Consider the following 25,237-nt stretch of genomic DNA (forward strand, 5'->3'; position numbering starts at 1 on the left):
GGAACAAAAGAAGTACATCTGCGCGGTGACATCCGCGAACCCGAACCGAAGGACGCCGCGACACGATGGCCAGGACCGCCCCCACACCGCCCGCACCGCCGTCCGAGCCCGTGGTGGTGAAGCTGCGCGAGGCGCTGGAGGAACGCTACCTCGCCTATGCGCTGTCCACCATCATGGGGCGGGCGCTGCCCGACGCGCGTGACGGGCTGAAGCCGGTGCACCGCCGCATCCTCTACGGCATGCAGGTCCTGAAGCTCGACCCCGCCACGGCCTTCAAGAAGTGCGCCAAGATCGTCGGCGACGTGATGGGCGACTTCCACCCGCACGGCGACCAGGCCATCTACGACGCGCTGGTGCGCCTCGCCCAGGATTTCTCGTCGCGCTATCCGCTGGTCGACGGCCAGGGCAACTTCGGCAACATCGACGGCGATCCGGCGGCGGCCTATCGCTACACCGAAGCCCGCATGACGGATTTCGCCAAGCTCCTGCTCGACGGCATCGAGCACGACACGGTGGACCTGCGCCCCAACTATTCGGGCGACAAGGAGGAGCCGGTGGTGCTGCCGGCCGCCTTCCCCAACCTGCTCGCCAACGGCGCCCAGGGGATCGCGGTGGGCATGGCGACCTCCATCCCGCCCCACAACATCGTCGAACTCTGCGACGCCGCGCTCCACCTCATCGCCCATCCCGAGGCCGACAACGGCGCGCTCGTCGGCTTCGTCCGCGGGCCCGACTTCCCCACCGGCGGCATCTGCGTCGAGGACGCGGCTTCGATCGCCGAAAGCTACCGCACGGGCCGCGGCTCCTTCCGGCTGCGGGCGCGCTGGGCCGTCGAGCCCGGCGAGCGCGGCGCCTGGACGGTGGTGGTCACCGAGGTCCCCTACGGGGTGCAGAAGTCGCGGCTGATCGAGCGGCTGGCCGAGGTCATCAACGAGAAGAAGAGCCCGCTCATCGCCGACGTGCGGGACGAATCGGCCGAAGACGTGCGCGTGGTGATCGAGCCCCGCGCCCGCAACGTCGATCCGGCCGTGATGATGGAGCACCTGTTCCGGCTGACGGAGCTCGAAGTCCGGGTGCCGCTCAACATGAACGTGCTGGTGGACGGCGTGGTGCCGCGCGTGGTCGGGCTCGGCGAAGCGCTGCGGCAATGGCTCGACCACCGTCGCACCGTGCTGGTGCGGCGCTCGCGCCACCGTCTCGCCGAGATCGAGCGCCGGCTCGAAGTGCTGGCCGGCATGCTGATCGTGTTCCTGAACCTCGACGAGGTGATCCGCATCATCCGCGAGGAGGACGAGCCGAAGGCCCAGCTGAAGGCGACCTTCGGCCTCACCGAACTCCAGGCGGAATACGTGCTGGACACGCGGCTGCGCGCCCTGCGCCGGCTCGAGGAGATGCAACTCCGCAAGGAGCACGACAAGCTCACGAAGGAGCGCGACGCGCTGCTCGGCCTTGTCGGCAGCGACGCCCAGCAGTGGCGCTCGGTGGCGGCGCAGATCCGCGACGTGCGCAAGACCTACGGGCCCGACACGCCGCTCGGCCGGCGCCGCACGGATTTCGCCGCGCTGCCCTTCTTCGACGCCACAGCCTCGGCGCAGAGCTTCGTCGAGCGCGAGCCCGTCACCGTGGTGGTCAGCGACAAGGGCTGGATCCGCACGCTGAAGGGCCATGGCGCCGACCTCTCCTCCCTGTCCTTCAAGGGCGACGACACGCTGCGCCTCGCCTTCCCGGCGGAAACGACGGGCCGCGTCGTCGTGCTGGCGACGGACGGCAAGGTGTTCACGCTGGAGGTCGCCAAGCTGCCCGGCGGGCGCGGCTTCGGCGAGCCGCTGCGGCTGATGGCGGAGCTCGGCGAGGGCGAGGACGTGGCGGCGGTGCTGCCCTTCGAGGAGGGCGGGCGCGTGCTGGTGGCGACGGGGGACGGTCGCGGCTTCGTGGCCGCCATGGCCGACCTCGTCGTGGGCACCCGCAAGGGCAAGGCGCTGATGTCGCCGACCGCCCCCGCCAAGGCCAGGCTGATGGTCCCGGCGCGGGGCGACCACGTCGCCGTGGTGAGCAACGACCGCCACATGGCGGTGTTCCCGCTCCGCCAGGTGCCCGAGATGGCGCGCGGCAAGGGCGTCAAGCTGCAGCGGGCCGTCGCGGGCCTGTCGGACCTGCGCGTCTTCACCCTGGCGGACGGCCTGCCGTGGCAGGACGGCTCGGGCAAGGACCACGTCCTCGCCCAGAAGGACATCCTGCCCTGGATGGGCAACCGCGCCGACCGCGGGCGCCTGCCGCCGCGCGGCTTCCGGCGCGACAACCGCTTCGGGGACTGACGCGGCCGCAGGACAGGCGAGGCGGACCTGACCTTGGAGCGTGACCGCCCGGCGACAGTCGGGGCTGACCCGTCTTGCCGGATCGACGCCGACGGGACTGTCCTCGATCGTGAGCGGGAGCGGATCAGCCGAAGGCGAACGCGTGGTAGCGGTTGTCGCACAGTCGACACGCGATGCTTCGACGTCCCCCCTGTGAACAGGCCCGCATGTGCAAGCTGGCATGTTCCGGCCACAGCATGACACGGGCCGGTGGATTCACTCCGATTCGGCAAAAGGGGGGATTTCACCGGGTTGCAACCGCCGCTGCGGTGTCGGCGCATCCGATCGTGCTCTAGCTTGGTGTCATGGCGAGGGGTCGCCGGGACGAGGCACGGTCGCATGAGCATGGCGGACACATTGGCCATCGTGATCGCCCTGGCGGCGAACGGCGGCACGAGAAACCAGGGCGTGGACCTGCCGCCGGCGGCCGCCGAGGTGACCATCGAGAACCAGAACGGCGGCAATGTCTCGCTGCATGCCTCCCGGGTGATCGACTACGGCGATTCGGGGAGCCACATTCGCGTCATGGGGAGCTGCATCTCCGCATGCACGCTGGTGCTGGCGCTGCCGCGCGACCGGATCTGCGTGGGGCCGAACGCCTCCTTCGGCTTCCACCAGCCCTTCTACAGCAACGCCCGGACCGTCGCCACGACGGACCTCGGCACCGCCATGGAGGACACCTACCCGCCCTTCGTGCGGCAGTGGCTGAAGGTGAACTTCGGCGGCCTGCCGTCGGGCCGGCCGCAGTTCATGCGCTACGACATCCTCAAACGCTACTATCCCACCTGCGGCTGACCGGCCCCGCAGTCCGTCACGCGAAGCGCTCCCAGCCGTTGATGCCGAGCCGCTGCTGGGGCGTGAAGCGCGCCTTGTAGGCCATCTTGCGCGAGCCCTCGACCCAGTAGCCGAGGTAGAGGTGGGGGAGGCCCAGGGCGCGGGCCCGGGCGATGTGGTCGAGGATCATGTGGGTGCCGAGCGACCGGTCGGCCTGCTCGGGATCGTAGAACGAATACACCATGGACAGCCCGTCGGCCAGAACGTCGGTCAGGCACATGGCGACCAGGGGTCCCTGTCCGCGCTTGGTGATGGCGGTGTCGGGCCCGTGGCGGCGGTATTCGACCAGCCTTGTCTCGACGTGCGAGTCTTCGACCATCATGGCGAAGTCGAGGATGCTCATGTCGGCCATGCCGCCCTCGCCGTGGCGCGCCGCCAGATAGGAGCGGAACAGCGCATATTGTTCCGACGTCGGCTTGGCGTCGACCGGGTAGGAGACGAGGTCCTCGTTCCGGGCCTCGACGCGGCGAAAACTCTTCGAGGGCGCGAATTCGTCGACCAGCACCCGCACCGACACGCAGGCCCGGCACATCTCGCAGGCCGGCCGATACGCGATGGTCTGGGAGCGCCGGAACCCCGACTGGGTGAGGGCGTCGTTGATGCCGGCGGCGCGCCGACCGATCAGGTGCGTGAACACCTTCCGCTCCAAACGGTCCGGCAGGTAGGGGCAGGTCGACGGGGCCGTCAGGTAGAACTGCGGCGCGTCGCGCGGCTCCCGCGTCAAGCCCGCCTCTCCGGCGCGTCACGGCGATCGATCATGGCCCGGGGCTCTCCCCCAACGTCCCGTCCCACGCCCGTCACAGGCGTCGCACGACGATGACGCCGGACAGCATATCATGCAGGCAGCGCTTGTCCCGCGTGACGAGCGACACGAGCAGGATGGGCGGCACCGTCCAGGAGAAGTAGAACAGCACGGCGTGGAGCGCCGCGTTGAGGAAGGGGACGCGGGCCCCGGTGGCGTCGGTCCGCAGTTCCAGCCCGCAGAGCCGCATGCCGGGCGTCGCCATGGACGGGCCCGAGACCGTCAGCCCGTTGTAGAAGAAGGCCACGAAGGGGAACAGCGGCGGCAGGATGACCAGCGACAGGCCGAAGGTCAGCACCAGCAGCGCCAGCCACAGGCCGAAGGCCACGATCGACACCAGCACGAGGTCGAGGGCCACGGCCGCGATCCGCCGGCGGCGGACGCCATCGACCATGCCGAGCGGCAACCCGGCGGGGCCGGCGGGCCTGAGATCCTGGGTGGTTGTGGTTGTGTAGGCCATGGCGTCCCTCTGCCGTCCCGGGAATTTGGGCGCGCCGGGGCCGGCCCGCAAGGGCATTTCACGGCATGCGCCGCGGCAGAGGCTCGCGTGCGCCGAAGAGGCCGCCGGGCCGCAGCGTCAGCACCGCCACCAGCAGCACGTCGAGGGCGAGGTCCCGGTCGCCGACCGGCAGGGCCGACGACCACAGCGCCTCGAAGGCCGCGATGCCGACGCCGCCCAGGAAGGCGCCCGGTACGGAGCCGATGCCGCCGACGATGGCGGCGATCAGCGCCTTGAGGCCGAGCCCCGTCGTATAGTCGAAGCCGATGCCGCCGTAGTGGAGCGTGACGCCGGCGCCCGCCGCCCCCACGACGGCGGCGGCCAGCAGGGCGGTCTGCAGCGACAGGCGGCGCGGGTCGATGCCCATCAGCGCCGCCGCCAGAGGGTCGTCGGCGGTGGCGCGCCAGTCACGGCCGAACCGCGTCAGCCGGAACAGGAGCAGCAGCCCCGCCGAGGTCGCGGCCGCGCCGGCGGCGAGCAGCAGGGCCATGGGCGTGACGGTGACGACGAAGGCGCCCGCCCGGGCGAGGCGCACCGGCTCGGCGAGGACGGGGGCGACCCATCTCGGCTGGGCGCCGGTGGCGAGCCGCGCATATTCCCGCAGCACCAGCGCCACGCCGAGCGTGGCGACGAGCGCCTGTTGGCCGGGAGCGCGGCGGAGACGCCACAGCGCGGTCGCCTCCACGGCGCCGCCGTGCAGCATCGCCGTCCAGACGCCGAGCCCGAGCGCCAGGCCGAGGAGGGGGCCGGGCGCCGCATCGCGCATCGCGACCGCGCCCGTCACGGCGGCGATGCCGCCCAGCGCCGCGATCTCGCCGAAGGCGAGGTTGATGCGGCCCGACAGGCCGTAGACCAGCGAATAGGCGGCGGCGAGCAGCCCGTAGACGGCGGCGTCGGGCAGGGCGTCGAGCGCCTGCTGGAGCGCGTAGGCCAGCCCGAAGGGCAGGTCGGGCAGGGGCGCCTCGTCGTCCGGCGCCGCCGCCTCGGCCGCCGCCTCCGACCCCAGCCAGAACCGCTTGAGGAAGAAGAGGTGGGTGTCGTCGACCGGGCCCGAAGGTCGCGCCAGGGCGACGATCTCCGGGGTTCGCCCGGTCCGGGCGAACCGGCAGTCCAGCCAGGGCAGGCCGACGTCGGGGTCCTCGGGGGCGAGGTCGACGCGCAGGCCGGCGCGGCCCTGGGCATCCGCCGGCAGGGGCGTGGCGTGGCCGACGCGCAGCCGCACCGGCGCGGCGAGGCCGGCTGCCGCACTGGCGCAGGCGGCGGCCTCGTCGCGGTCCGCCGTGAGGGCGCAGCCCCCGGCGAGCGGCGCCAGGGCCGCCAGCATGAGGAGGGAGCGGAGGCCGCGCATGCCGCTACGATAGCGCCGATGCGGGGTGCGGCGGTAGGGGCGACGTCGCAGCCCGCCGGAGCGCCGGGCGCCGTCGCCGTCGCCGACAGGCGGCGCGGGCCACCGGGACGGGCCCGGCGGCGGCCGGGTCAGAGGCCCCGCTGCAGCCGCTCGGCCACGCGGGGGGCGAAATACGTCATGATGCCGTCGGCGCCGGCGCGCTTGAACGCCACGAGGCTTTCCGTCATGGCGCGGTCGCCGTCGATCCAGCCGTTTTCGGCGGCGGCCTGGATCATCGCGTATTCGCCCGACACCTGGTAGGCGAAGGTCGGGACGCCGAAGCGGGCCTTCACCCGCTGGACGATGTCGAGATAAGGCAGGCCCGGCTTGACCATCACCATGTCGGCGCCCTCGGCGAGGTCGAGTTCCACCTCGCGCAGCGCTTCGGTGCCGTTGCCGGGGTCCATCTGGTAGGTCTTCTTGTCGCCGATCAGCGCCGCCGAGGTGCCGATCGCGTCGCGGAACGGGCCGTAGAAGGCCGAGGCATATTTGGCCGCGTAGCTCATGATCTGCACGTCCTCGAAGCCTTCGGCGTCGAGGCCGGCGCGGATGGCGCCGACGCGCCCGTCCATCATGTCCGAGGGCGCGATGATGTCGGCGCCGGACCGCGCCTGGACCAGCGCCTGCTCCACCAGCACCCGCACGCTCGCATCGTTGACGATGCGGTGGCCCTCGAGCAGGCCGTCGTGGCCGTGGCTCGTGTAGGGGTCGAGCGCGACGTCGGTGAGCAGGCCGATCTGCGGCACCTCGCGCTTGATGGCCCGGCAGGCCCGGCAGACGAGGTTGGTGTCGCGCAGCGCTTCCGAGCCGTGCGGGTCGCGCAGGCCCGGCTCGGTGAAGGGGAACAGCGACAGGACCGGGATGTCGAGTTCGGCGGCCCGCACGGCGGCCCGCACGGCCTCGTCGACCGACAGGCGCTCCACGCCCGGCATGGAGGCGACGGGCTCGCGGCGGCGCTCGCCGTCGATCACGAAGATGGGCCAAATGAGGTCGTTGGTTGTGAGGACGGCCTCGCGCACCAGGCGGCGTGCCCAGTCGGCCTTGCGGTTGCGGCGGGGGCGGTGGACGAGCCCCAGGCTCGGCGCGGCAGGGGTGGGGGACGCGGTCGGGTCGGCCTGCGGAAACCCCGGGGAAGGTGGCGCCATGGCTGAAAAACGTTTCCTGTGTCGGTCGGGCAACGCTATCACGGCGCCGGCCCGGCGGGAAAGCCGGCGCCGCCCGACAGCGAGACAGACGCCATGCAGAGATCCACGGCGAAGCGCCGCGTGGCCACCGCGGCCCCCCAGGCCGCCATCGTTTTGCAGGCGCCGGGCGGTCGCGACGACCGGACGCGCTTCGGCTTCGCCCTCATGGTGTTCATGCGCGTCACGGCCGCGATCTGGATCGGGCAGGGACTGCTGCAATGGGCGTCGGTGCTGACCACCGGGCCGGACGGGCTCAGCCCCTTCGCCGCGCTGGCGCCCGCCGCCATGGTGGCGGCCGTGTTCTTCGCCGTGGTGGACTTCATCGCCTCGGTCGGCCTGTGGCTGGCGGCCCCCTGGGGCGGCGTCATCTGGCTCGTGGCGGTCGGGGCGCAGATCCTCGTGCTGGTGGTGATGCCCGGCTATTTCGAGCACCCGCTCGCCACCGGCCTCGTCGACGTGGCGCTGATGGCGGCCTACCTGGCGCTCGTGTGGTTCGCCGCCCAGGTGGCCGAGGGCGAGGCCTGACGGTGAACGGGAGGTTTCCATCCTCCCAAGTCTACTGCCGGCCTCATCCAGTCCGGCTGTGGATAGGTCGCGGCGCCGCAAGGTTTATACAAATTAAGTCGATTCGGAACGGACGCCCGCTGGGCCTTCTGATCTTTAGCTTCCATTGACGGTAAGAAGTAAACCGCCCATTCAGGCTGTCGCTTAAACTCGTCTTCATCGGCTCCGCCCTAACTTGGCCATACAGAGAAGCGGCCGGCTTACCGGCGCGGACAGCCAGCCACGGACGGGGCGTCAGATGAGCAAAGCCATGAAGGTCGAAGCCGCACAGGATCGGGACGAGCGCCTGGGCGAGGTCCGCCCGGTCTACCTCGAGTCCCTCACCCTCGTGGAGCGCCTGCACCGCCGGCTGCTCGACGTCATCAAGGACGAGTTCGACCGGCGCGGCCGCGGCGACGTCAATGCCGTGCAGGCGCTGCTGCTCTACAACATCGGCGACAAGGAACTGACGGCCGGCGAGCTGCGGACGCGCGGCTACTACCTCGGCTCCAACGTCTCCTACAACGTCAAGAAGCTGGTCGAGACCGGCTACCTGCACCACGCCCGGTCGCGCATCGACCGCCGTTCGGTCCGCATCAGCCTCACCGAGAAGGGCACCGAGGTCCACACCATCGTGGCGTCGCTCTACGAGAAGCACGTCCTCACCGTGGAGCAGATCGGCGGCATCTCGACCGAGGAGTTCCAGCGCGTCAACCAGGCCCTGGTGCGGCTGGAGCGGTTCTGGACCGACCAGATCAAGTATCGCCTCTGATCCTCCGCCGCCGGTTCTCGGTGGCGCCGCCCGCGGCGTCGGGCCGCCCTTGCAGGGGATGAGCCGCATTGGTGGGGCTGGACAACTTGTGTTCCGGGGGGCCGGCGCATAGGTTCCACCCAACGGGCGGGGACGGCGGTACGGCCGTGACGGCATGGAGGTCATCATGGGTGGCATGAGCATCTGGCACTGGATCATCGTGGGCGGCGTGCTGCTGCTCCTGTTCGGGGGCAAGGGCAAGGTTTCCGACCTGATGGGCGACTTCGCCAAGGGCATCAAGAGCTTCAAGAAGGGCATGGCCGACGAGGACGAGGTGCCGGCCAAGCCGGTCGTCGTGGCCGAGCCGGTCCGCCCCGTGGGCGAGACCGTGCAGCCGGTCCGCACCATCGACCACCGCCCGGTGGGGACGGTCGAGACCACGACGGACGGTCGCCGCGTCGGCTGATCCGGCCGCGGCGCCCCGCATCGCGCGGGGCCGCCCCGTCCACGGGGACGCGTCCTGTCCACGGTGAAGCGTCTGGGGCCGCTCCGCCCCCGGGCGCCTTTGCGTGCGGCGCGCAGCCGCACGGCCGCGGGTGGGCGGGTCCTGCGTGGCACGTGCCGGGATCCGGCCCTTCTCCCTGACGTTCGGCCCTTCGCTCCATTCGGCCCTTTGCCCCATTCGGCCTTGTGCCCAAGACCCCGGACCCATGTTCGATTTCGACGCGAGCAAGCTGCTGATCATCGGCGTGGTGGCGCTGATCGTGATCGGCCCCAAGGACCTCCCGCGCGTGCTCCGGCAGGTCGGCCAGATGGTCACCCGGGTCCGCCGCATGGCCGGTGAGTTCCAGGGCCAGTTCATGGAGGCCATGAAGGAGGCCGACCTTCAGGACCTCAAGAACGAGGTCACCAAGCTGAAGGATACGGCGTCGCTCGACGTGAACTTCAACCCCCTCGCCGACGTCCGGGCCGAGATCACCAAGGCCGTCGGCAGCGCCACGACGGCGCTCGAAGGCGGCACGGCCTCGGCGCCGGTCGCCATGCCGGCAGCGGCCGAGACGGTGCCGTCCATCGCGCCGGCCGCCGGGCCCGTCATGCTCGAAGCCGCCGAACCCGCCCATGTCACCCCGGCCACCTTCGCGGGCGCGGTGGATGCAGTCGAGGCCGACGGCGAGGCCGGGCGCCGCCGCCGCATCCTGGTGCCGAAGCGCCGCGCGCCGGGCGACCGGCTGGGCGCCCCCGCGGCGGCGGCCGGGCGCGGCCGTCCCTTCCTCCCCCCGCGGCGCGACCCCCGTCCATGAACCAGCACGTCGACGACATCGAAGCCTCGAAGGCGCCGCTCATCGAGCACCTGATCGAGCTCAGGTCGCGCCTCATCAAGTCGCTGGCGGCGTTCCTGGTCGCTTTCCTGTTCTGTTTCTACTTCTCCCACGGCATCTACAACATCCTGGTCGAGCCCTACGTGCGCATCGTGGGCTACGAGAAGGCGACGCTGATCGCCACCCACTTCCTCGAGCAGTTCTACACCAACCTCAAACTGTCGATGTTCGGCGCGGCCTTCATCGCCTTCCCGGTCATCGCCACGCAGATCTACATGTTCGTGGCGCCGGGCCTCTACAAGACGGAGCGCAAGGCCTTCCTGCCCTACCTCGTGGCGACGCCGGTGTTCTTCCTGATGGGCGGCCTGCTCGTCTACTTCGTCGTGATGCCGCTGTTGATCCAGTTCTCGGTGCACCAGCTGCAGACGCCCGAGCCCGGGCAGGCCGCCATCGAGCTGCTGCCCAAGGTCAGCGAATACCTGTCGCTCATCACCACGCTGATCTTCGCCTTCGGCGTGGCGTTCCAGCTACCCGTCGTCCTGACGCTGCTCGGTCAGGTCGGCATCATCGATTCGACCTTCCTGCGCGAGAAGCGCCGCTACGCCATCGTGGTGGTGGTGGTGGCGGCCGCCATCCTCACCCCGCCCGACGTCATCTCCATGGGCTCGCTTGCGCTGCCCATGCTGCTTCTCTACGAAGGCGCGATCGTCACGGTACGGACGATGGAGAAGCGGCGCGCCCGCGCGAGCGCCGACCCCGCGATCTGACGCCGGGGCGACGCGGCCGCGTCGCTCAAGGCTGGGCCGATCATGTTCGACATCAAGTGGATCCGCGACAACCCCGATGCCTTCGACGCCGGCCGCCGGTCGCGCGGGCTGGAGCCGCTGAGCGCCGCGCTGCTGTCGCTCGACGACCGGCGCAAGGCCGCCATCCTGCGCCTGCAGGTCGTGCAGGAGCGGCGCAACGCCGCCGCGAAGGAGATCGGCCAGGCCATGGGCCGCAAGGACGCCGAGACGGCCGAGCGCCTCAAGGCGGAGGTCGCCGGGCTCAAGGCGGAGACGCCGGCGCTGGAGGCCGAGGAACGCGACGCGAGCGCGGCGCTCGACGCGGCCCTGATCGAGATCCCCAACCTGCCCCACGCCGACGTCCCGGCCGGGGCCGACGAGCACGACAACGTCGAGATCCACCGCGCCGGCCAGAAGCCGGGCTTCCCCGACGGCTTCGCGCCGCGGGAGCACGACGCCATCGGCGAAGCCCTGGGCCTCATGGATTTCGAGAGCGCCGCCAAGATGTCGGGCGCCCGCTTCGTCGTGCTGCGCGGTGCCCTGGCGCGGCTGCACCGCGCGCTCGGCCAGTACATGATCGACATGCACGTCGACCGGCATGGCTTCGAGGAGGTCGACCCGCCCGTGCTGGTGCGCGACGCCGCCATGGTGGGCACCGCGCAGCTTCCGAAGTTCCGCGACGACCAGTTCCGGGCCGGCGAGGACCATTGGCTGATCCCGACGGCCGAAGTGCCGCTGACCAACCTCGCGCGCGAGCGGGTGATCGACGAGGCGGAACTGCCGCTGCGCTTCACGGCGCTGACCCACAGCTTCCGCAAGGAGGCGGGCTCGGCCGGGCGCGACACCCGCGGCATGATCCGTCAGCACCAGTTCGCCAAGGTCGAGATGGTGTCGATCACGACGCCCGAAACCTCCGATGCCGAGCACGAGCGCATGACGCGCGCCGCCGAGGACGTGCTGGAGGGGCTGGGGCTGCACTACCGCCGCATGCTGCTCTGCACGGGCGACATGGGCTTCGCGTCGCGCCGCACCTTCGACCTCGAAGTCTGGCTGCCCGGCCAGAACACGTTCCGCGAGATCTCCTCCTGCTCGGTGTGCGGCGACTTCCAGGCCCGCCGCATGGAGGCGCGCTACCGGCCGGCCGGCGCCAAGGGCCCGCGCTTCGTCCACACGCTGAACGGCTCGGGCGTGGCGGTGGGCCGGGCGCTGGTGGCGGTGCTGGAGAATTATCAGCAGACGGACGGCACCGTGGCGATCCCCGAAGTGTTGCGCCCCTACATGGGCGGGCTCGATCGCATCGTGCCGGCGAAGGGCAGGGGCTGAGATGCGCATCCTCATCACCAACGACGACGGCATCCACGCGCCGGGCCTCGCCGTGCTGGAGCGCGTCGCCCGCCAGTTGAGCGACGACGTCGTGGTGGTGGCGCCCGAGACCGACCAGTCCGGCGTCGCCCATTCGCTGTCGCTCAACGACCCGCTGCGCCTGCGCGAAGTCTCCGAGGGCCGCTACGCCATCAAGGGCACGCCCACCGATTGCGTCATCATGGCGGTCAACACCATCCTCGAGGGCCGGCGCCCCGACCTGATCCTGTCGGGCATCAACCGGGGCCAGAACGTCGCCGAGGACGTCACCTATTCGGGGACGATCGCGGCCGCCATGGAGGGCACGCTGCTCGGCGTGCCGTCGATCGCGCTCAGCCAGGCCTACGGCCCGGACACCGGCCGCCAGAACCCGCACTGGGATTGCGGGGAAGCCCATGCGGCCGAAACGGTCCGCCGCATCCTCGACGTCGGCATCCCGTCCGGCACCTTGGTCAACGTCAACTTCCCGAACTGCCCGGCCGAGGCGGTGGCGGGCCTCGAGGTGACGACCCAGGGCCTGCGCGACACGGCGCTGATGCAGGTCCACGCGCGCGAGGACGGGCGCGGCAATCCCTATTACTGGATCGGCTTCGCCCGGGGGACGTTCACGCCGGTCGAGGGTTCGGACCTCGAAGCGCTGCGCCACCGCAGGATCTCGGTGACGCCGCTGCGCCTCGACCTCACCGACCGCGACACCCACGCGCGCTACGTCAAGGCCTTCGGCTGAGGCGCAGCCCGGGGCCGCGGCGGGTCGCATGAGCACGGGCAGCCTCGAAGCCAAGGCGGAGTTCCTGTTCCGGCTGCGCGCCAGGGGCATCCGGGACCTCGCGGTGCTGCGCGCCATGGAGGCCGTGCCGCGCCACGTCTTCGTGCCCCACCGCTACGCCGACCTCGCCGCCAAGGACGTGGCGCTGCCGCTGGCCTGCGGCCAGACCATGGCGGAACCCAGCGCGGTGGCCCGCATGATGGAGGGCCTGGCGGCGACGCCCGCCTGCCGCATCCTCGAGATCGGCTCCGGCTCGGGCTATGCCACCGCCATCCTGGCCCGGCTCGGCGCCGAGGTGCTGGGCGTCGAGCGGTTCCGCACCCTGTCCCAGGGCGCCCAGGCCCGGCTCGCCGGGCTCGGCACGGTCGGCGCCACGGTGGTGTGGGGCGACGGGCTGGCGGTGCCGGCCGACCGCGGCCCCTTCGACCGCATCCTGATTCACGCGGCGCTCGGCGACGTGCCGGCCGAAGTGGCCGACCTGCTGGCGCCCGGCGGCACGGTCGTGTTCGGGCGCGCGGCCGGCCCCGGCGCCCGCCAGGAGCTCGTCGCGGCGCGGCGGGATGGCGAGGGCGACTGGTCCTTCGGGCCCCTCGGTCCCTGCCGCCTCCGCCCCCTCTACGACGGGCCGTCCCTGGGGCTGTGACGGCCGGGGCGAAGCCGTGGGTTTAGGTTCCGGGCGAAATCTGGGCAGCGCGATTCATCTTAAACCGTCCCTTAACCGGCATGGCTCTACATGGCTTCTATTGAGCCCGCGTTGAGTGGATGGTCCGCTGATGAGTAAGCTGTTGACGCCCGGGCACTGCCGGATCGCCATTCAGATCTGCGCCATGACGGCCGTGGCGGCACTCATGAGCGGCTGTTCCGCCGATTCGAGCCGCTTCGGCGACGCCTTCGGCAACCCCTTCGCCACCGGTTCGGTGCAGAAGCCCAAGAAGGTGGCCCACACCACGTCGAACGTCGGTACCGGGCGCACCCCGCCCGTGACGGCTTCGGCGCTGCCGCCCCGCAACGGCCAGCTGGCCAGCGCGGCCCCGGTCCGCGCCGCCCCCCTCGCCGTGTCGCACGAGACCACGGGATCCATCGGGCCGGCCCATGCCGTGCCCGGCGCCTCCTTCGGCGGATGGACCGGCCAGGGCGGCGCTTCCGTCCAGGTCGGACAGGGCGACACCGCCGCCAAGCTCGCCGAGCGCTATGGCGTGCCGCTGAACGTGCTGCTGCAGGTGAACGGTCTCCACGCGGCCGCCGATGTGCAGCCGGGCGGCACGATCGTGGTGCCGATCTACAATGCCGTCGCGACCGGGCCGGGATCGGCGCGGGTCGCGCAGGCGGCCCCCGTCCGCTCCGAGCCGATCGAGCCCGACGAACCCGTGAGGGCCGCGCCGGCCCATGCGGCCAAGCCCGAGGTGGCCCGCGCCGAGCCGGCCGAGCCCGCCCACAGGGCGCCGAGCCTCCCCTTCAGGGTGGCGGACAAGCCCCAAACCCTGGCGGAGCGCAACGCCGAGGCGCAGCGCATCGTGGCGACCCAGCGCGCCGCCGACAGGGCCGCGGCCGAGAAGGCTTCGGCCGAAAAGGCTGCCGCGGCCGAGAAGGCGTCGGCCGAAAGGATCGCGGCGGCCCAGAAGGCTTCGGCGGCCGAGAAGGCGGCCGAGATGGACAGGGTCGCGGCGATCCGCAAGGCCGCCGCGGCCGAGAAGGTGGCCGAGGCCGAGAAGGCCAAGCTCGCCAAGGCCGAGACGGCGCACAAGGCCGCCGGCAAGGACGCGGCGTCCCGCGCCGAAGCCCAGAAGGCGGCGCTCGCCGAGAAGCAGGCGGCGGCCCAGAAGCTCGCCGCCGACCACGAGGCCGCCAAGGCCAAGGCCGAGGCGCAGAAATCCGCCGCGGCCGCCGCCAAGGCCGCCAAGCTCGCGGCGGCGACGCCGGCCAAGGCCGCGCCCGTCCCCGCCAAGCCCGAGCAGGTCGCGGCCGTGGAGAAGAAGGTCGTCGACACCACCACCACGGCCAGCGTCCCGCCCGCCGCGACGCCGGCAGCGGCCGCCGCCACCCCGGTGGCGAGCGCCGAATCCACCGGTCCCGAGTTCCGCTGGCCCGCCCACGGCCGCATCATCCAGGGCTTCAAGGGCGGCACCGGCGGCAACGACGGCATCAACATCGCGGTGCCGGAGGGCACGGCCGTGAAGGCCGCGGAGGGCGGCGTCGTGGCCTATGCGGGCAGCGAGCTCAAGGGCTACGGCAACCTCGTGCTCATCCGTCACCCCAACGGCTACGTGACGGCCTATGCCAACAACGGCGAGATCGACGTCAAGCGCGGCGAAACCGTCAAGCGCGGCCAGATGATCGCCAAGTCGGGTCAGAGCGGCAACGTGTCGTCGCCGCAGCTGCACTTCGAGGTCCGCAAGGGTTCGACGCCGATCGACCCGACGGGCTTCCTCGCCGGAACCTGACCGGCGCCGCGAGATACGGCCCCGCCGTCAGGCCGGGGCCAGCCAAGCCGCCCAGCCGCGAGACACTGTTGGGCGTGCGATCGGAGGCGGCGGGTCCAATGACAGGCCCGCCGCCTTTCGACATGTCAGGACGGACGACGCCGGGCCCGGGGCCCGAAGGGTTCAGAACACGTAGCCGACGCGGCCGCCGATGGCCGTGATGCCCTCGTTGTGGGCGCAGAGGCCGGCGTTTGAGGCGTGTTCGGCGAAGGCCATCACGTTCCAATGGTCGTCGAGGTGGTAGCCGAGCGAGGCGGATTCGCGGAAATTGGCCACGCAGCCGACGCGGATGTCGGTGTTGCCCTTGGGGAAGACCTTGGACGTGTTGCCGTCGTTGAGGTCGCCGCCGAAGCCGAGTTCGCCGAAGAACCGGCCGTAGACCGGGAACTGCCAGGTGACGCCGCCGTAGACGTCGCTGGTGCGGCCGGAGGTGTTGAGGTTGCCGCCGAGGTGGAAGCGGGGGACGAGGTAGTCCCAGGCGCCCTGGAGGTGGGTGGGCTTGACGGTGAGGATCTCGCCGTTGACGTCGACGGTGCCGAACTCGTGCTCGTCGACGCCGTGCGCCAGGACGCCGAACCGCACTTCCGACAGGATGCCGTAGGGGCTCGCCGGCACGAGCGACGGTGCCACGAAGGTGGGGAGCGGCGCCGTGCGGGCCGGCAGGTCGGCCGCGAGAAGCGGCGAGGCAGAGCCGCAGGCCAGGAGGCCCGCGGCCAGCGCCCGCCCGAAACGGTTCAACATCATGGGTGAATCGTGCTCCGCATGGCCGAAATCCGGTCGAACCGTGGCGACGCGAACCTTAGGTTTGAGACAGCTTCCTGTCCAGGCGACCCGCGAGGTCCTGGATGAACTGCCAGGCGGTGCGGCCCGAACGCGACGCCCGCGTCGTGGACCATTCGAGCGCCTCAGGGGTCAGCGCCTGTCGCGTCAGGCCGAGGCCGAAATGGTCGGCATAGCCCGCCACCATGTCGAGGTATTCGTCCTGCGAACACTTGTGGAAGCCGAGCCACAGGCCGAAGCGGTCGGACAAAGACACTTTTTCCTCAATGGCTTCGCCCGGGTTGATGGCGGTAGCGCGCTCGTTGTCCATCATGTCCCGCGGCATCAGGTGCCGGCGGTTCGAGGTGGCGTAGAACAGCACGTTGGCGGGCCGGCCCTCGATGCCGCCCTCCAGGACGGCCTTCAGCGACTTGTAGGTCGTGTCGTCGGAATCGAACGACAGGTCGTCGCAGAACAGCACGAATGGGTGAGGGCTGTTGCGCAGAAGCGACATCAGCGCCGGCAGCCCGTCGATGTCCTCGCGGTGGATCTCGACGAGCTTGAGGCGCGGCGCCCCGGCCGGCAGCTCGGCGTTGACGGCGGCCTGGGCCGCCTTCACCAGCGACGACTTGCCCATGCCGCGCGCCCCCCATAGCAGGGCGTTGTTGGCCGGCAGCCCGCGGGCGAAGCGCCGGGTGTTGTCGAGCAACTGGTCGCGCACGCGGTCGATGCCGCGCAGCAGCGCGATGTCGACGCGGTTCACCTGCGGCACCGGGGTGAGGGTGCCGGCCGACGACCACACGAAGGCGTCGGCGCCGTCGAGATCGGGGCGGGGCGGGGCGGTCGGGGCGAGGCGCTCCAGCGCCAGGGCGATGCGCTCCAGGGTCGCCAGGGTCGCGGCGTCGGACGGGATGGAAGCCAAGGGGCGCGCTCCGTGCGGGAATGGGGGAGGGTGGCGGGCTTGTGCTGGCCGGCCCGCCGCGCTGTCAAGGTGGGGCCCGGCAGGCCCCGCCGCCGCGGCGACGGGCGGCCGGCTCCGCCTTCGGGTGCAGAACGCCCCGCCACCACCGTCGGTGTCGCAGGCCGCCCGCCATTGCTTCGCCCCACCGGGAGGGCTAAGAGGCAGCCCAGCCGCCAAACCCGGGGAAAGCCGGGCGTCGGCCCCGGAGATCCCGCGTGTTCACCCCTGCTTTTGCCCAGACCGCCGGCGCCTTCGGCGGCGGCACCGACATCCTCATGCAGGTGGCGCCCTTCGCCGCCATCCTGGTCATCATGTACTTCCTGCTGCTGCGCCCGCAGCAGAAGAAGCAGAAGCTTCACCAGGAGATGATCGGCGCCGTGCGGCGCGGCGACACGGTGGTGACGGCCGGCGGCCTCATCGGCAAGGTGACCAAGGCGACGGACGCCACCGAAGTCGAGGTGGAGATCGCCGCCAACGTCCGGGTGCGCCTGTCGCGCGCCATGATCACGGAAGTGCGCGCCAAGGGCGAGCCCGTGAAGGACGCTGTGCCGGCCGCCAAGGTCTGACCCCTGGGGCGCCGGGACCGGCGCCCCGCCTCAACAGCGAAGAACAACAGCCATGATGCGTTTCGCGACCTGGAAAGTCGTCACGATCCTCCTCGGCACGCTGGTCGCGGCCCTCATCGTGCTGCCGAGCCTGCTGTCGCCGGATGCGCGCGCGGCGCTCGACCGCGTGCTGCCGGTTTCGGCCAAGACGATCGTGCTCGGCCTCGACCTCCAGGGCGGCGCCCACCTGCTGCTGGAGGTCGACTCCCCTTCGCTCACCAAGCAGCAGGTCGACAACCTGCGCGACGATGCCCGGCGCCTGCTGCGCGAGAACAACGTGCGGCTGACGGGCGGCATCGGCGTGCAGAACCGCGGCGTGCAGTTCCGCGTGCCCGACGCGGCCGACCGCGCCAAGATCGTCACGGCGCTGCGCAACACGTCGCAGTCGCTCGGCGCGGCCCTCACCGGCGCCGTGCAGGACTATTCCGTCACGGAAACCGACGACGGGCTCGTGCAGATGCAGCTCACCGACGCCGGCATCGCCAACAAGATCCACCGCGCCGTCGACCAGTCGATCGAGGTGCTGCGCCGCCGCATCGACGCCTCCGGCACGCGCGAGCCGACCATCCAGCGCGAGGGCAACGACCGCATCCTCGTCGAAGTGCCGGGCCTGCAGGACACGCAGCACCTGAAGGACCTGCTCGGCACCACCGCCAAGTTGGAGTTCCGCCTCGTCGCCGACCCCGGCGCCAGCCCCGCCGACGTCGAGCAGCTGCCCTTCTACAAGAACAGCCGCCCCGGCACCGAGGCCGTGGAGAAGCGCGTCATGGTGCAGGGCGAGGACCTCACCGACGCCCAGCCGGGCTTCGACCAGCGCACCAACGAGCCGGTGGTCAACTTCCGCTTCAACCTGCGCGGCGGCCAGCAGTTCGGCGAGGTGACGGCGCAGAACGTCGGCAAGCCCTTCGCCATCGTGCTCGACAACCAGATCGTGTCGGACCCGCGCATCCTCGGGCCGATCACGGGTGGCTCGGGCCAGATCTCGGGCAACTTCACCGTCGCCCAGGCCAACGACCTCGCCGTTCTGCTCCGGGCCGGTGCGCTGCCCGCCAAGCTCACCGTGGTGGAGGAGCGCACCGTGGGACCCGGCCTCGGCCAGGATTCGATCGACGCCGGGGAGCGGGCCTCGCTGGTGGCGGGCGTGCTGGTCGTCACCTACATGCTGGTGACCTACGGGGTGTTCGGCGTCTTCGCCGACATCGCGCTCGCCGTGCACATCATGCTGATCTTCGCCGCCATGGTGTTGCTGGGCGCCACGCTGACGCTGCCCGGCATCGCCGGCATCGTGCTCACCATCGGCATGGCGGTGGACGCCAACGTGCTGATCTACGAGCGCATCCGCGAGGAGAACCACGCCGGCCGTTCCGTCATCGCGTCGCTGGATTCGGGCTTCAAGCGCGCCTTCGCCACCATCGTCGACTCCAACGTGACCCTGTTCGTGGCGGCCCTCATCCTCTACCTATTCGGCTCGGGGCCGGTGCGCGGCTTCGCGGTGTCGCTGGGCCTCGGCATCCTGACCTCCATCGTCACGGCCGTCACCATGACGCGGATGATGATCGCCCTCTGGTACCGCGCCAAGCGGCCCCAGCGCCTGCCGATCTGAGGAGACGTCCCCCATGCCCCTCCTCCGCCTCGCTCCGGAAAACACCAAGTTCGGCTTCATGCGCTTCCGGCGCTGGAGCTACCCCTTCTCGGCCGTGCTCTCGATCGTGTCGGTGCTGATGTTCCTGCTCGTGGGCATGAACTTCGGCATCGACTTCGCCGGCGGCACCCTCATGGAGGTCCGCGCCAAGACGGGCGACGCCGACCTGGCCCAGCTCCGCGCCCTTGGCGAGCAGACCGGCCTCGGCCACATCGAGGTGCAGGGCTTCGGCAACCGGACCGACGCCACGCTGCGCTTCGGCGTGCAGCCCGGCGGCGACGCCGCCCAGGAGGGCGCCGTCAAGAAGATCCAGTCGGCCCTCGCCGACCGCTACGAGTTCCGCCGCGTCGAGGTCGTGGGCCCGCGCGTGTCGGGCGAACTCGTCCAGTCCGGCACGATCGGCGTCGTCGTGTCGATCTTCGCCGTGCTGATGTACCTGTGGTTCCGCTTCGAATGGCAGTTCGCCGTCGGCGCCGTGATCGCCACGATGCACGACCTGCTGCTCACCGTGGGCTTCTTCTCCGTCACCCACCTCGAGTTCAACACGACCTCGATCGCCGCCATCCTGACCATCGTGGGCTATTCGCTCAACGAGGCCGTCATCGTGCTGGACCGCATCCGCGAGGTGATGCGCAAGTACAAGCGCCTGTCGACCGCCGAGATGATCGACATGTCGATCAACGCCGTCCTGCCCCGCACCATCATGACCGCCACGACGGTGTTCCTGGCGCTGCTGGCGCTGGTGCTGTTCGGCGGCGAGGTGATCAAGAGCTTCTCGCTCGCGATGATGTGGGGCATCTTCGTCGGCACCTACTCGTCCATCTTCATCTGCTCGCCGATCCTCATCTACCTCGGGGTACGCAACGAGCAGAAGAGCGAGAGCCAGGCCGGCACGCCGGGCGCCGGAGGCGGCCGCAATCCCTCGCCGAAGGTCGCGGCCGGATGAGCGAGCCCTCGTTCGGCTCGGGCTACGTGGCCGGGCAATATACGATCGACGGCTACGGCGCGGGCGGCTTCAACTTCGGCCACATGTCGCATCGCGGCTCCCTCCTGATGGTGCCGGAGGGCGTGCACATCTGGTCGGCGACGCGGCCCTCCGAGATCACGGCGGAGTCGCTGGCCCCGGTCTTCGCGGCCGCCAAGGGTACGGTCGAACTCCTGCTGGTCGGCACCGGCCCCGATCTCGTGCCGCTGCCGGCGCCGCTGAGGGCGGCGCTCAAGGCCGCCGGCATCGTGTCCGACCCGATGGCGACGGGCGCGGCGGCCCGCACCTACAACATCCTGCTCGGCGAACGCCGCCGCGTCGCCGTGGCGCTGATCGCGGTCGGGTGAGGGCGCGGGCGGTGGTGCCGTGACGGACCTCGCCCCCGCCTACGCGGCCTGCGAGGCGCTGCTGCGCGCGGAGGACCGGGACGCCTGGCTGGCCGCGCTGCTGGCGCCCGCGGCTTCGCGGCCGCACCTCCACGCGCTGTCGGCCTTCGCGCTCGAACTCCGCCACGTGCGCCAGCGCGTCCACCAGGCGGTGGCGGGCGAGATCCGCCTGCAATGGTGGCAGGAGGTGGTGGACGGGACCCGCGCCGGCGAGGCCGCCGCCCATCCGGTGGCGGCGGCGCTGGTCGACACGATGGCGCGGGCCGCGCTGCCCGCCGCACCCGTCGGCGACATGATCGACGCCTTCCGCATTGGCCTCTACGACGAATCGCCGGCCGACCTGCCCGCGCTCGCGCGCCGGCTGGCGGCGACCCACGGCACGCCGATGCGCCTCGCCGCCCGCGTGCTGGGCGGCGGCCCGGGGCTCGACCCCGCCGCCGACGATGCCGGCACGGCGCTGGGGCTGGCCGAACTCCTCGGCGCCGTCGGCGAGCAGGCCGTCCTCCTGCCCGAAGCGCTGCTCGTCCGCCATGGCGCGCGGCGGGCCGACGCGCAGGCCGGCCAGGCCACGCCGGCCCTGCGGGCCGTGCTCGCCGATCTCAGGGCCGAGGCGCGGGCGCGGCTCGCCGCCCTGCGGGGCCGCCGCGGCAGCTTCGGCGAGGCGGGCGCGGCCTTCCTGTGCGCCGCGACGGTGGCGCCGCGCCTCGCCGCCTCGGAGCGCGCCGCGGACCCGCTCGCGCCTTTGCCGGAGGTGGCGGCCTGGCGGCGTCAGTGGCGGCTGTGGCGCGCCGCCCGGAGCGGCGGCGCGCTGTGACGGTCAGGCCGCGTCGGTCTCGACCGGCAGGTCGGCCCGCCCGCCCCATTCCGACCAGGAGCCGTCGTAGAGCCTCACCTCCGGCACGCCGAGCCGGGTCAGCCCGAAGGCCAGGACGGCCGCCGTGACGCCCGAGCCGCAGGTGGTGATGACGGGGCGGGCGAGGTCGACGCCGGCCTCGGTGAAGACCGTCCTCAGGGCGTCGTCCGGCTTGAACCTGCCGTCCTGCACGAGATCCGTCATCGGCACGCTGAGCGCCTTCGGCATGTGGCCGGAGCGCAGGCCGGGGCGCGGCTCCGCCACCAGGCCCTTGAAGCGCGACGCCGGGCGGGCGTCGACCACCTGGGCGCTCCCGGCCTCGAGCGCCCGCTGCACGGCGGCGGCATCGGCCACCGCCTCGGGATGGGGCTGCGCCTCGAAATGCGTGCCGAGCCGGTTCGACTCGCCCGTCTCGACCGGCCGCTCGCCGGCGATCCAGGCCGGGAAGCCGCCGTCCAGCACGGCGACGTCCTTGGCGCCGAAGACGCCCAGCATCCACCACACGCGCGGCGCCGCCGAGATGCCGGCACCGTCGTAGACGACGATGCGCTTGTCCGCCGCGATGCCGAGCTTGCCGGCCTCGGCGGCGAAGAGTTCGGGCGAGGGCAGGGTGTGGGGCAGGTCGCTCGCCGGATCGACGATCCTGTCCTGGTCGAAGAAGACCGCGCCGGGGATGTGGCCGGCCAGGTATTCCGCGTGGCCGCCCCGGTTCGCCGAGGGCAGGTACCAGGAGGCGTCGACCACGACGAGGTCGGGCTTGTCGAGTTCTCCGGCCAGCCACTCCGCGCTCACCAGCTTGGCGATGTCGTCCGTCATGTGCAGGCTCCAGGCCGATGGGCGCCGCCCTCGGGCGCCCCGCCCGGCGGAAACGTCCCCGGGGCCCGGCAGGTTCAGGCCGGCCGGCCGGCCCGCCGGCCCGCCGGCGGCGGGCGCGGGCTTTCCAAGCCTTTGCGGCTCGCCTAGAACGACGGCACCGAATGTGCCAGCCCCCGAGGCCCCTATGACCGCCATCGTCGACATCGTCGCCCGCGAGATCCTGGACAGCCGCGGCAACCCGACCGTGGAAGTCGACGTGCGGCTCGAAAGCGGCGTGCTGGGCCGCGCTGCCGTGCCGTCGGGCGCCTCGACGGGCGCCTACGAGGCGGTGGAACTGCGCGACGGCGACAAGAGCCGCTTCGGCGGCAAGGGCGTGACGCGCGCCATCGGCAACATGAAGCCGATCTTCGAGGCCGTGAAGGGGATCCCGGTCGAGCACCAGGTCGAGCTCGACCGCGCCATGATCGCGCTCGACGGCACGCCCACCAAGGCCAAGCTCGGCGCCAACGCCATCCTGGGCGTGTCGCTCGCCGCCGCCCGCGCCGCCGCCGAGGAGGTGGGCCTGCCGCTCTACCGCTACGTGGGCGGGGCCGGTGCCCACGTCCTGCCGGTGCCGATGATGAACATCCTCAACGGTGGCGCCCATGCCGACAACCCCATCGACTTCCAGGAGTTCATGATCATGCCGGTGGGGGCCGCCTCGCTGAAGGAGGCGGTGCGCTGGGGCTCCGAGGTGTTCCAGGTGCTGAAGGGCGCGCTGAAGAAGGCCGGCCACAACACCAACGTCGGCGACGAGGGCGGCTTCGCCCCCAACCTCCCCTCGGCCGAGGCCGCGCTCGACTTCTGCCTCGATGCGGTGCGGCAGGCGGGCTTCAAGCCCGGCACCGACATGGTGCTGGCGCTCGACTGCGCCGTGACCGACTGGTTCAAGGACGGCAGCTACCATTACGAGGGCGAGGGCGTGGTGCGCTCCTCGCAGCAGCAGGCCGAATACCTCGCCAAGCTCGCCGCCGACTACCCGATCGCCTCCATCGAGGACGGCATGGCGGAGGACGACTGGGCCGGCTGGAAGACCCTGACCGACCTCATCGGAGACCGCTGCCAGATCGTCGGCGACGACCTCTTCGTCACCAACACCGAGCGGCTCGCCGACGGCATCCGCCGCGGCGTCGCCAATTCGCTGCTCGTCAAGGTCAACCAGATCGGCACCCTGACCGAGACGCTGGAAGCCGTCGAGATGGCGAAGACGGCGGGCTACACGTCGGTCATGTCGCACCGCTCCGGCGAGACCGAGGACGCCATCATCGCCGACCTCGCGGTCGCGACGAACTGCGGGCAGATCAAGACCGGGTCCCTGGCCCGGTCGGACCGGTTGGCCAAGTACAACCAGCTGATCCGCATCGAGGAGCATCTCGGCACGCAGGCGCGCTATGCCGGCCGCGCCGCCCTCAAGGCCCTCGCCAAAGCCTGATCGGCCGGGCTCTGGACGACCGAGGCCCGACCGGGCCGACCAGGCCGCCCGCCCCCGCGAGCTTAACCCGGCGTCAACCTCGTCGGGGCAGGGTGCCGTCATGGTCGTCCGCACCCGTCTCCGCGCCATCCTCACGCCGCTCCTCCTCTACGTCGTGTCGGGGGCGATGTCGGCTTACTTCATCCAGACGGCGATCCACGGCGACCGCGGTCTCCGGACCAAGGACGAGTACAAGGTCCAGATCGCCGACCTCCGGGCCGACCTCGACCGCCTCAAGACCGAGCGGTGGGGGTGGCAGCACCGGGTGACGCTGATGCGCAGCGACACCGTCGACCGCGACCTCGCCAGCGAGGAGATCCGCCTGAAGCTCGGCTACGTCGACCCGCGCGACCTCGTGATCTTCACGGACGCCAACCGCAAACGCTGAACCCGTCCGGCGTTTCTGCATGTGACCGCACCGCAACAGGAATTTGGTGCGGCGCAGCATGTCGCAGACGCAGAATGCCTATGCAAAACAGCGGGTTGAATGGCCGTGGAACGGGCCTCCACCCCCTCGCTTTCGGCCGTCGGCTCCGCTAGTTTACCGCTCGAAATGTGATCGGCGTCCATCGTGGCGCCGCAGTCGCATGTAGGAGCGCTCATGGCCGTAGCCGCACAGCAGTCCCGCACCGACGACGAGGTTCATGCCGTCGTCGGGCAGCGGAACGAATTCGCCGCCTTCACCAAGCAGGAGGAGGTCGACAGCTATCACGACATGCTGATGATCCGCCGCTTCGAGGAGAAGGCGGGCCAGATGTACGGGATGGGCCTGATCGGCGGGTTCTGCCACCTCTACATCGGCCAGGAAGCCGTCGTGGTCGGCATGAAGATGGCGACGACCCCCCAGGACAAGGTCATCACGGGCTACCGCGACCATGGCCACATGCTGGCCTGCGGCATGGACCCCAAGGGGGTGATGGCGGAACTCACCGGGCGGCGGGGCGGCTATTCCAAGGGGAAGGGCGGCTCCATGCACATGTTCTCCAAGGAGAAGAACTTCTTCGGCGGCCACGGCATCGTCGGCGCCCAGGTGGCGCTCGGCACCGGCCTCGCCTTCGCCAGCCAATATGCGGAGGACGGCTCCGTGTCGGTGGCGTATTTCGGCGACGGGGCCGCCAACCAGGGGCAGGTCTACGAGAGCTTCAACATGGCGGAGCTGTGGAAGCTCCCGGTGATCTACGTCATCGAGAACAACCGCTACGCCATGGGCACGTCGGTGACGCGCTCCTCGGCGCAGACGGACTTCTCGCGCCGCGGCATCTCCTTCAACATCCCGGGCGAGCAGGTCGACGGCATGGACGTGCGGGCGGTGCGCGACGCCGGCCAGCGGGCGGCCGAGCATTGCCGCTCGGGCAAGGGCCCCTTCATCCTGGAGATGCAGACCTACCGCTACCGCGGCCATTCCATGTCGGATCCCGCGAAATACCGCACCCGCGAGGAAGTGCAGAAGATGCGCGACCAGCAGGACGCCATCGAGCAGGTCCGCACGCGGCTCATCAAGGAACACGGCCTCACCGAGGAGGACCTCAAGGCCGTGGACGCCAAGATCCGCGCCATCGTGACCGAGGCGGCCGATTTCGCCCAATCCGACCCGGAGCCCGATCCGTCGGAGCTGTGGACCGACATCACGCTCTGACCGACGCCGGCGACCTAG

At 71.2% G+C, this 25,237-nt stretch carries 26 protein-coding genes; 19 read left to right on the plus strand and 7 right to left on the minus strand.

Translation table 11 applies throughout. The annotated features are described in order from the left end of the window. The first annotated feature begins 65 nt into the window (after positions 1–65). Positions 66–2,315 carry a DNA topoisomerase IV subunit A gene (gene parC / locus D3272_RS16645; protein WP_129220338.1) on the plus strand — a complete coding sequence of 750 codons (2,250 nt, stop codon included), beginning with the start codon at positions 66–68 and terminating at the stop codon, positions 2,313–2,315. Positions 2,316–2,693: 378 nt separating this feature from the next. Beyond that, on the plus strand, positions 2,694–3,149 hold the full coding sequence (locus D3272_RS16650) for a hypothetical protein (RefSeq protein ID WP_129220339.1): 456 nt from the start codon (positions 2,694–2,696) through the stop codon (positions 3,147–3,149). A 16-nt stretch (positions 3,150–3,165) separates the two neighbouring features. Here D3272_RS16650 and D3272_RS16655 read toward each other — a convergent pair whose 3' ends face one another. From D3272_RS16655 to hemB, 4 genes are all read right to left on the minus strand, one after another. Beyond that, positions 3,166–3,912 carry an arginyltransferase gene (locus D3272_RS16655; RefSeq protein WP_129220340.1) on the minus strand — a complete coding sequence of 249 codons (747 nt, stop codon included), beginning with the start codon at positions 3,910–3,912 and terminating at the stop codon, positions 3,166–3,168. A gap of 73 nt (positions 3,913–3,985) precedes the next feature. Further along, positions 3,986–4,450 (minus strand): RDD family protein, encoded by a 465-nt coding sequence (locus D3272_RS16660; protein WP_129220341.1) that lies wholly within the window; start codon positions 4,448–4,450, stop codon positions 3,986–3,988. Positions 4,451–4,508: 58 nt separating this feature from the next. After that, a complete protein-coding gene (locus tag D3272_RS16665; RefSeq protein WP_129220342.1) occupies positions 4,509–5,837 on the minus strand; it encodes a branched-chain amino acid ABC transporter permease in 1,329 nt (442 codons plus the stop codon). Positions 5,838–5,965: 128 nt separating this feature from the next. Further along, entirely contained in the window at positions 5,966–7,021 is a 1,056-nt protein-coding gene (gene hemB / locus D3272_RS16670; protein WP_129220343.1) for a porphobilinogen synthase, read from the minus strand. Positions 7,022–7,114: 93 nt separating this feature from the next. Here hemB and D3272_RS16675 point away from each other — a divergent pair, with 93 nt between their 5' ends. From D3272_RS16675 to D3272_RS16715, 9 genes are all read left to right on the plus strand, one after another. After that, complete coding sequence (locus D3272_RS16675) at positions 7,115–7,585, plus strand: DUF6163 family protein (RefSeq protein WP_129220344.1); 471 nt, start codon at positions 7,115–7,117, stop codon at positions 7,583–7,585. A 277-nt stretch (positions 7,586–7,862) separates the two neighbouring features. After that, positions 7,863–8,375: a transcriptional regulator LdtR gene (ldtR, locus tag D3272_RS16680; RefSeq protein WP_129220345.1), complete on the plus strand. Its 513-nt coding sequence runs from the start codon at positions 7,863–7,865 to the stop codon at positions 8,373–8,375. Between the two features lie 166 nt (positions 8,376–8,541). Beyond that, complete coding sequence (locus tag D3272_RS16685; protein ID WP_129220346.1) at positions 8,542–8,820, plus strand: twin-arginine translocase TatA/TatE family subunit; 279 nt, start codon at positions 8,542–8,544, stop codon at positions 8,818–8,820. A 244-nt stretch (positions 8,821–9,064) separates the two neighbouring features. Further along, entirely contained in the window at positions 9,065–9,655 is a 591-nt protein-coding gene (gene tatB / locus D3272_RS16690) for a Sec-independent protein translocase protein TatB (RefSeq protein ID WP_129220347.1), read from the plus strand. Then, positions 9,652–10,440, plus strand: coding sequence for a twin-arginine translocase subunit TatC (tatC, locus tag D3272_RS16695; protein ID WP_129220348.1), 789 nt, complete (start codon positions 9,652–9,654; stop codon positions 10,438–10,440). Before tatB ends, tatC begins: the two co-directional genes overlap by 4 nt. A 42-nt stretch (positions 10,441–10,482) precedes the next feature. Beyond that, entirely contained in the window at positions 10,483–11,781 is a 1,299-nt protein-coding gene (gene serS, locus D3272_RS16700; protein WP_129220349.1) for a serine--tRNA ligase, read from the plus strand. A gap of 1 nt (position 11,782) precedes the next feature. Beyond that, positions 11,783–12,547, plus strand: a complete 765-nt coding sequence (surE, locus tag D3272_RS16705; protein ID WP_129220350.1) for a 5'/3'-nucleotidase SurE — start codon at positions 11,783–11,785, stop codon at positions 12,545–12,547. Between the two features lie 28 nt (positions 12,548–12,575). Continuing rightward, on the plus strand, positions 12,576–13,229 hold the full coding sequence (locus D3272_RS16710; protein ID WP_129220351.1) for a protein-L-isoaspartate O-methyltransferase family protein: 654 nt from the start codon (positions 12,576–12,578) through the stop codon (positions 13,227–13,229). Positions 13,230–13,359: 130 nt separating this feature from the next. After that, positions 13,360–15,027, plus strand: a complete 1,668-nt coding sequence (locus tag D3272_RS16715; protein ID WP_245496623.1) for a LysM peptidoglycan-binding domain-containing M23 family metallopeptidase — start codon at positions 13,360–13,362, stop codon at positions 15,025–15,027. 162 nt (positions 15,028–15,189) lie between these two features. On the opposite strand, the gene D3272_RS16720 is transcribed toward D3272_RS16715, so the two are convergent. Next, entirely contained in the window at positions 15,190–15,810 is a 621-nt protein-coding gene (locus D3272_RS16720; RefSeq protein WP_129220352.1) for an acyloxyacyl hydrolase, read from the minus strand. Positions 15,811–15,865: 55 nt separating this feature from the next. Beyond that, entirely contained in the window at positions 15,866–16,747 is an 882-nt protein-coding gene (locus D3272_RS16725) for an ATP-binding protein (protein ID WP_245496624.1), read from the minus strand. 254 nt (positions 16,748–17,001) lie between these two features. Between D3272_RS16725 and yajC the strand changes: the two genes are divergently transcribed. The 5 genes from yajC to D3272_RS16750 are packed head-to-tail and all read left to right on the plus strand — an operon-like array spanning position 17,002 to position 21,218. Beyond that, positions 17,002–17,352 carry a preprotein translocase subunit YajC gene (gene yajC / locus D3272_RS16730; protein ID WP_129220353.1) on the plus strand — a complete coding sequence of 117 codons (351 nt, stop codon included), beginning with the start codon at positions 17,002–17,004 and terminating at the stop codon, positions 17,350–17,352. Between the two features lie 52 nt (positions 17,353–17,404). Further along, positions 17,405–18,994, plus strand: a complete 1,590-nt coding sequence (gene secD / locus D3272_RS16735; RefSeq protein ID WP_129220354.1) for a protein translocase subunit SecD — start codon at positions 17,405–17,407, stop codon at positions 18,992–18,994. 13 nt (positions 18,995–19,007) lie between these two features. After that, positions 19,008–19,979: a protein translocase subunit SecF gene (secF, locus tag D3272_RS16740; protein ID WP_129220355.1), complete on the plus strand. Its 972-nt coding sequence runs from the start codon at positions 19,008–19,010 to the stop codon at positions 19,977–19,979. Beyond that, positions 19,976–20,365 carry an Mth938-like domain-containing protein gene (locus D3272_RS16745; protein WP_129220356.1) on the plus strand — a complete coding sequence of 130 codons (390 nt, stop codon included), beginning with the start codon at positions 19,976–19,978 and terminating at the stop codon, positions 20,363–20,365. Before secF ends, D3272_RS16745 begins: the two co-directional genes overlap by 4 nt. A 19-nt stretch (positions 20,366–20,384) precedes the next feature. Further along, entirely contained in the window at positions 20,385–21,218 is an 834-nt protein-coding gene (locus D3272_RS16750) for a phytoene/squalene synthase family protein (RefSeq protein ID WP_129220357.1), read from the plus strand. A 3-nt stretch (positions 21,219–21,221) separates the two neighbouring features. Here the strand turns inward: D3272_RS16750 and sseA are convergent, their stop codons facing one another. Next, entirely contained in the window at positions 21,222–22,073 is an 852-nt protein-coding gene (sseA, locus tag D3272_RS16755; RefSeq protein ID WP_129220358.1) for a 3-mercaptopyruvate sulfurtransferase, read from the minus strand. Between the two features lie 184 nt (positions 22,074–22,257). Between sseA and eno the strand changes: the two genes are divergently transcribed. The 3 genes from eno (at position 22,258) to pdhA (ending at position 25,219) form a co-directional block, all read left to right on the plus strand. Further along, positions 22,258–23,544 carry a phosphopyruvate hydratase gene (gene eno / locus D3272_RS16760; protein WP_129220359.1) on the plus strand — a complete coding sequence of 429 codons (1,287 nt, stop codon included), beginning with the start codon at positions 22,258–22,260 and terminating at the stop codon, positions 23,542–23,544. Between the two features lie 100 nt (positions 23,545–23,644). Next, positions 23,645–23,971, plus strand: coding sequence for an FtsB family cell division protein (locus tag D3272_RS16765; RefSeq protein WP_129220360.1), 327 nt, complete (start codon positions 23,645–23,647; stop codon positions 23,969–23,971). 213 nt (positions 23,972–24,184) lie between these two features. Further along, complete coding sequence (gene pdhA, locus D3272_RS16770; protein WP_129220361.1) at positions 24,185–25,219, plus strand: pyruvate dehydrogenase (acetyl-transferring) E1 component subunit alpha; 1,035 nt, start codon at positions 24,185–24,187, stop codon at positions 25,217–25,219. Positions 25,220–25,237: the final 18 nt, after the last annotated feature.

Origin of the sequence: Lichenibacterium ramalinae (assembly GCF_004137085.1) — a bacterium.
In the GTDB taxonomy this organism is placed as follows: Bacteria; Pseudomonadota; Alphaproteobacteria; order Rhizobiales; family Beijerinckiaceae; genus Lichenihabitans; species Lichenihabitans ramalinae.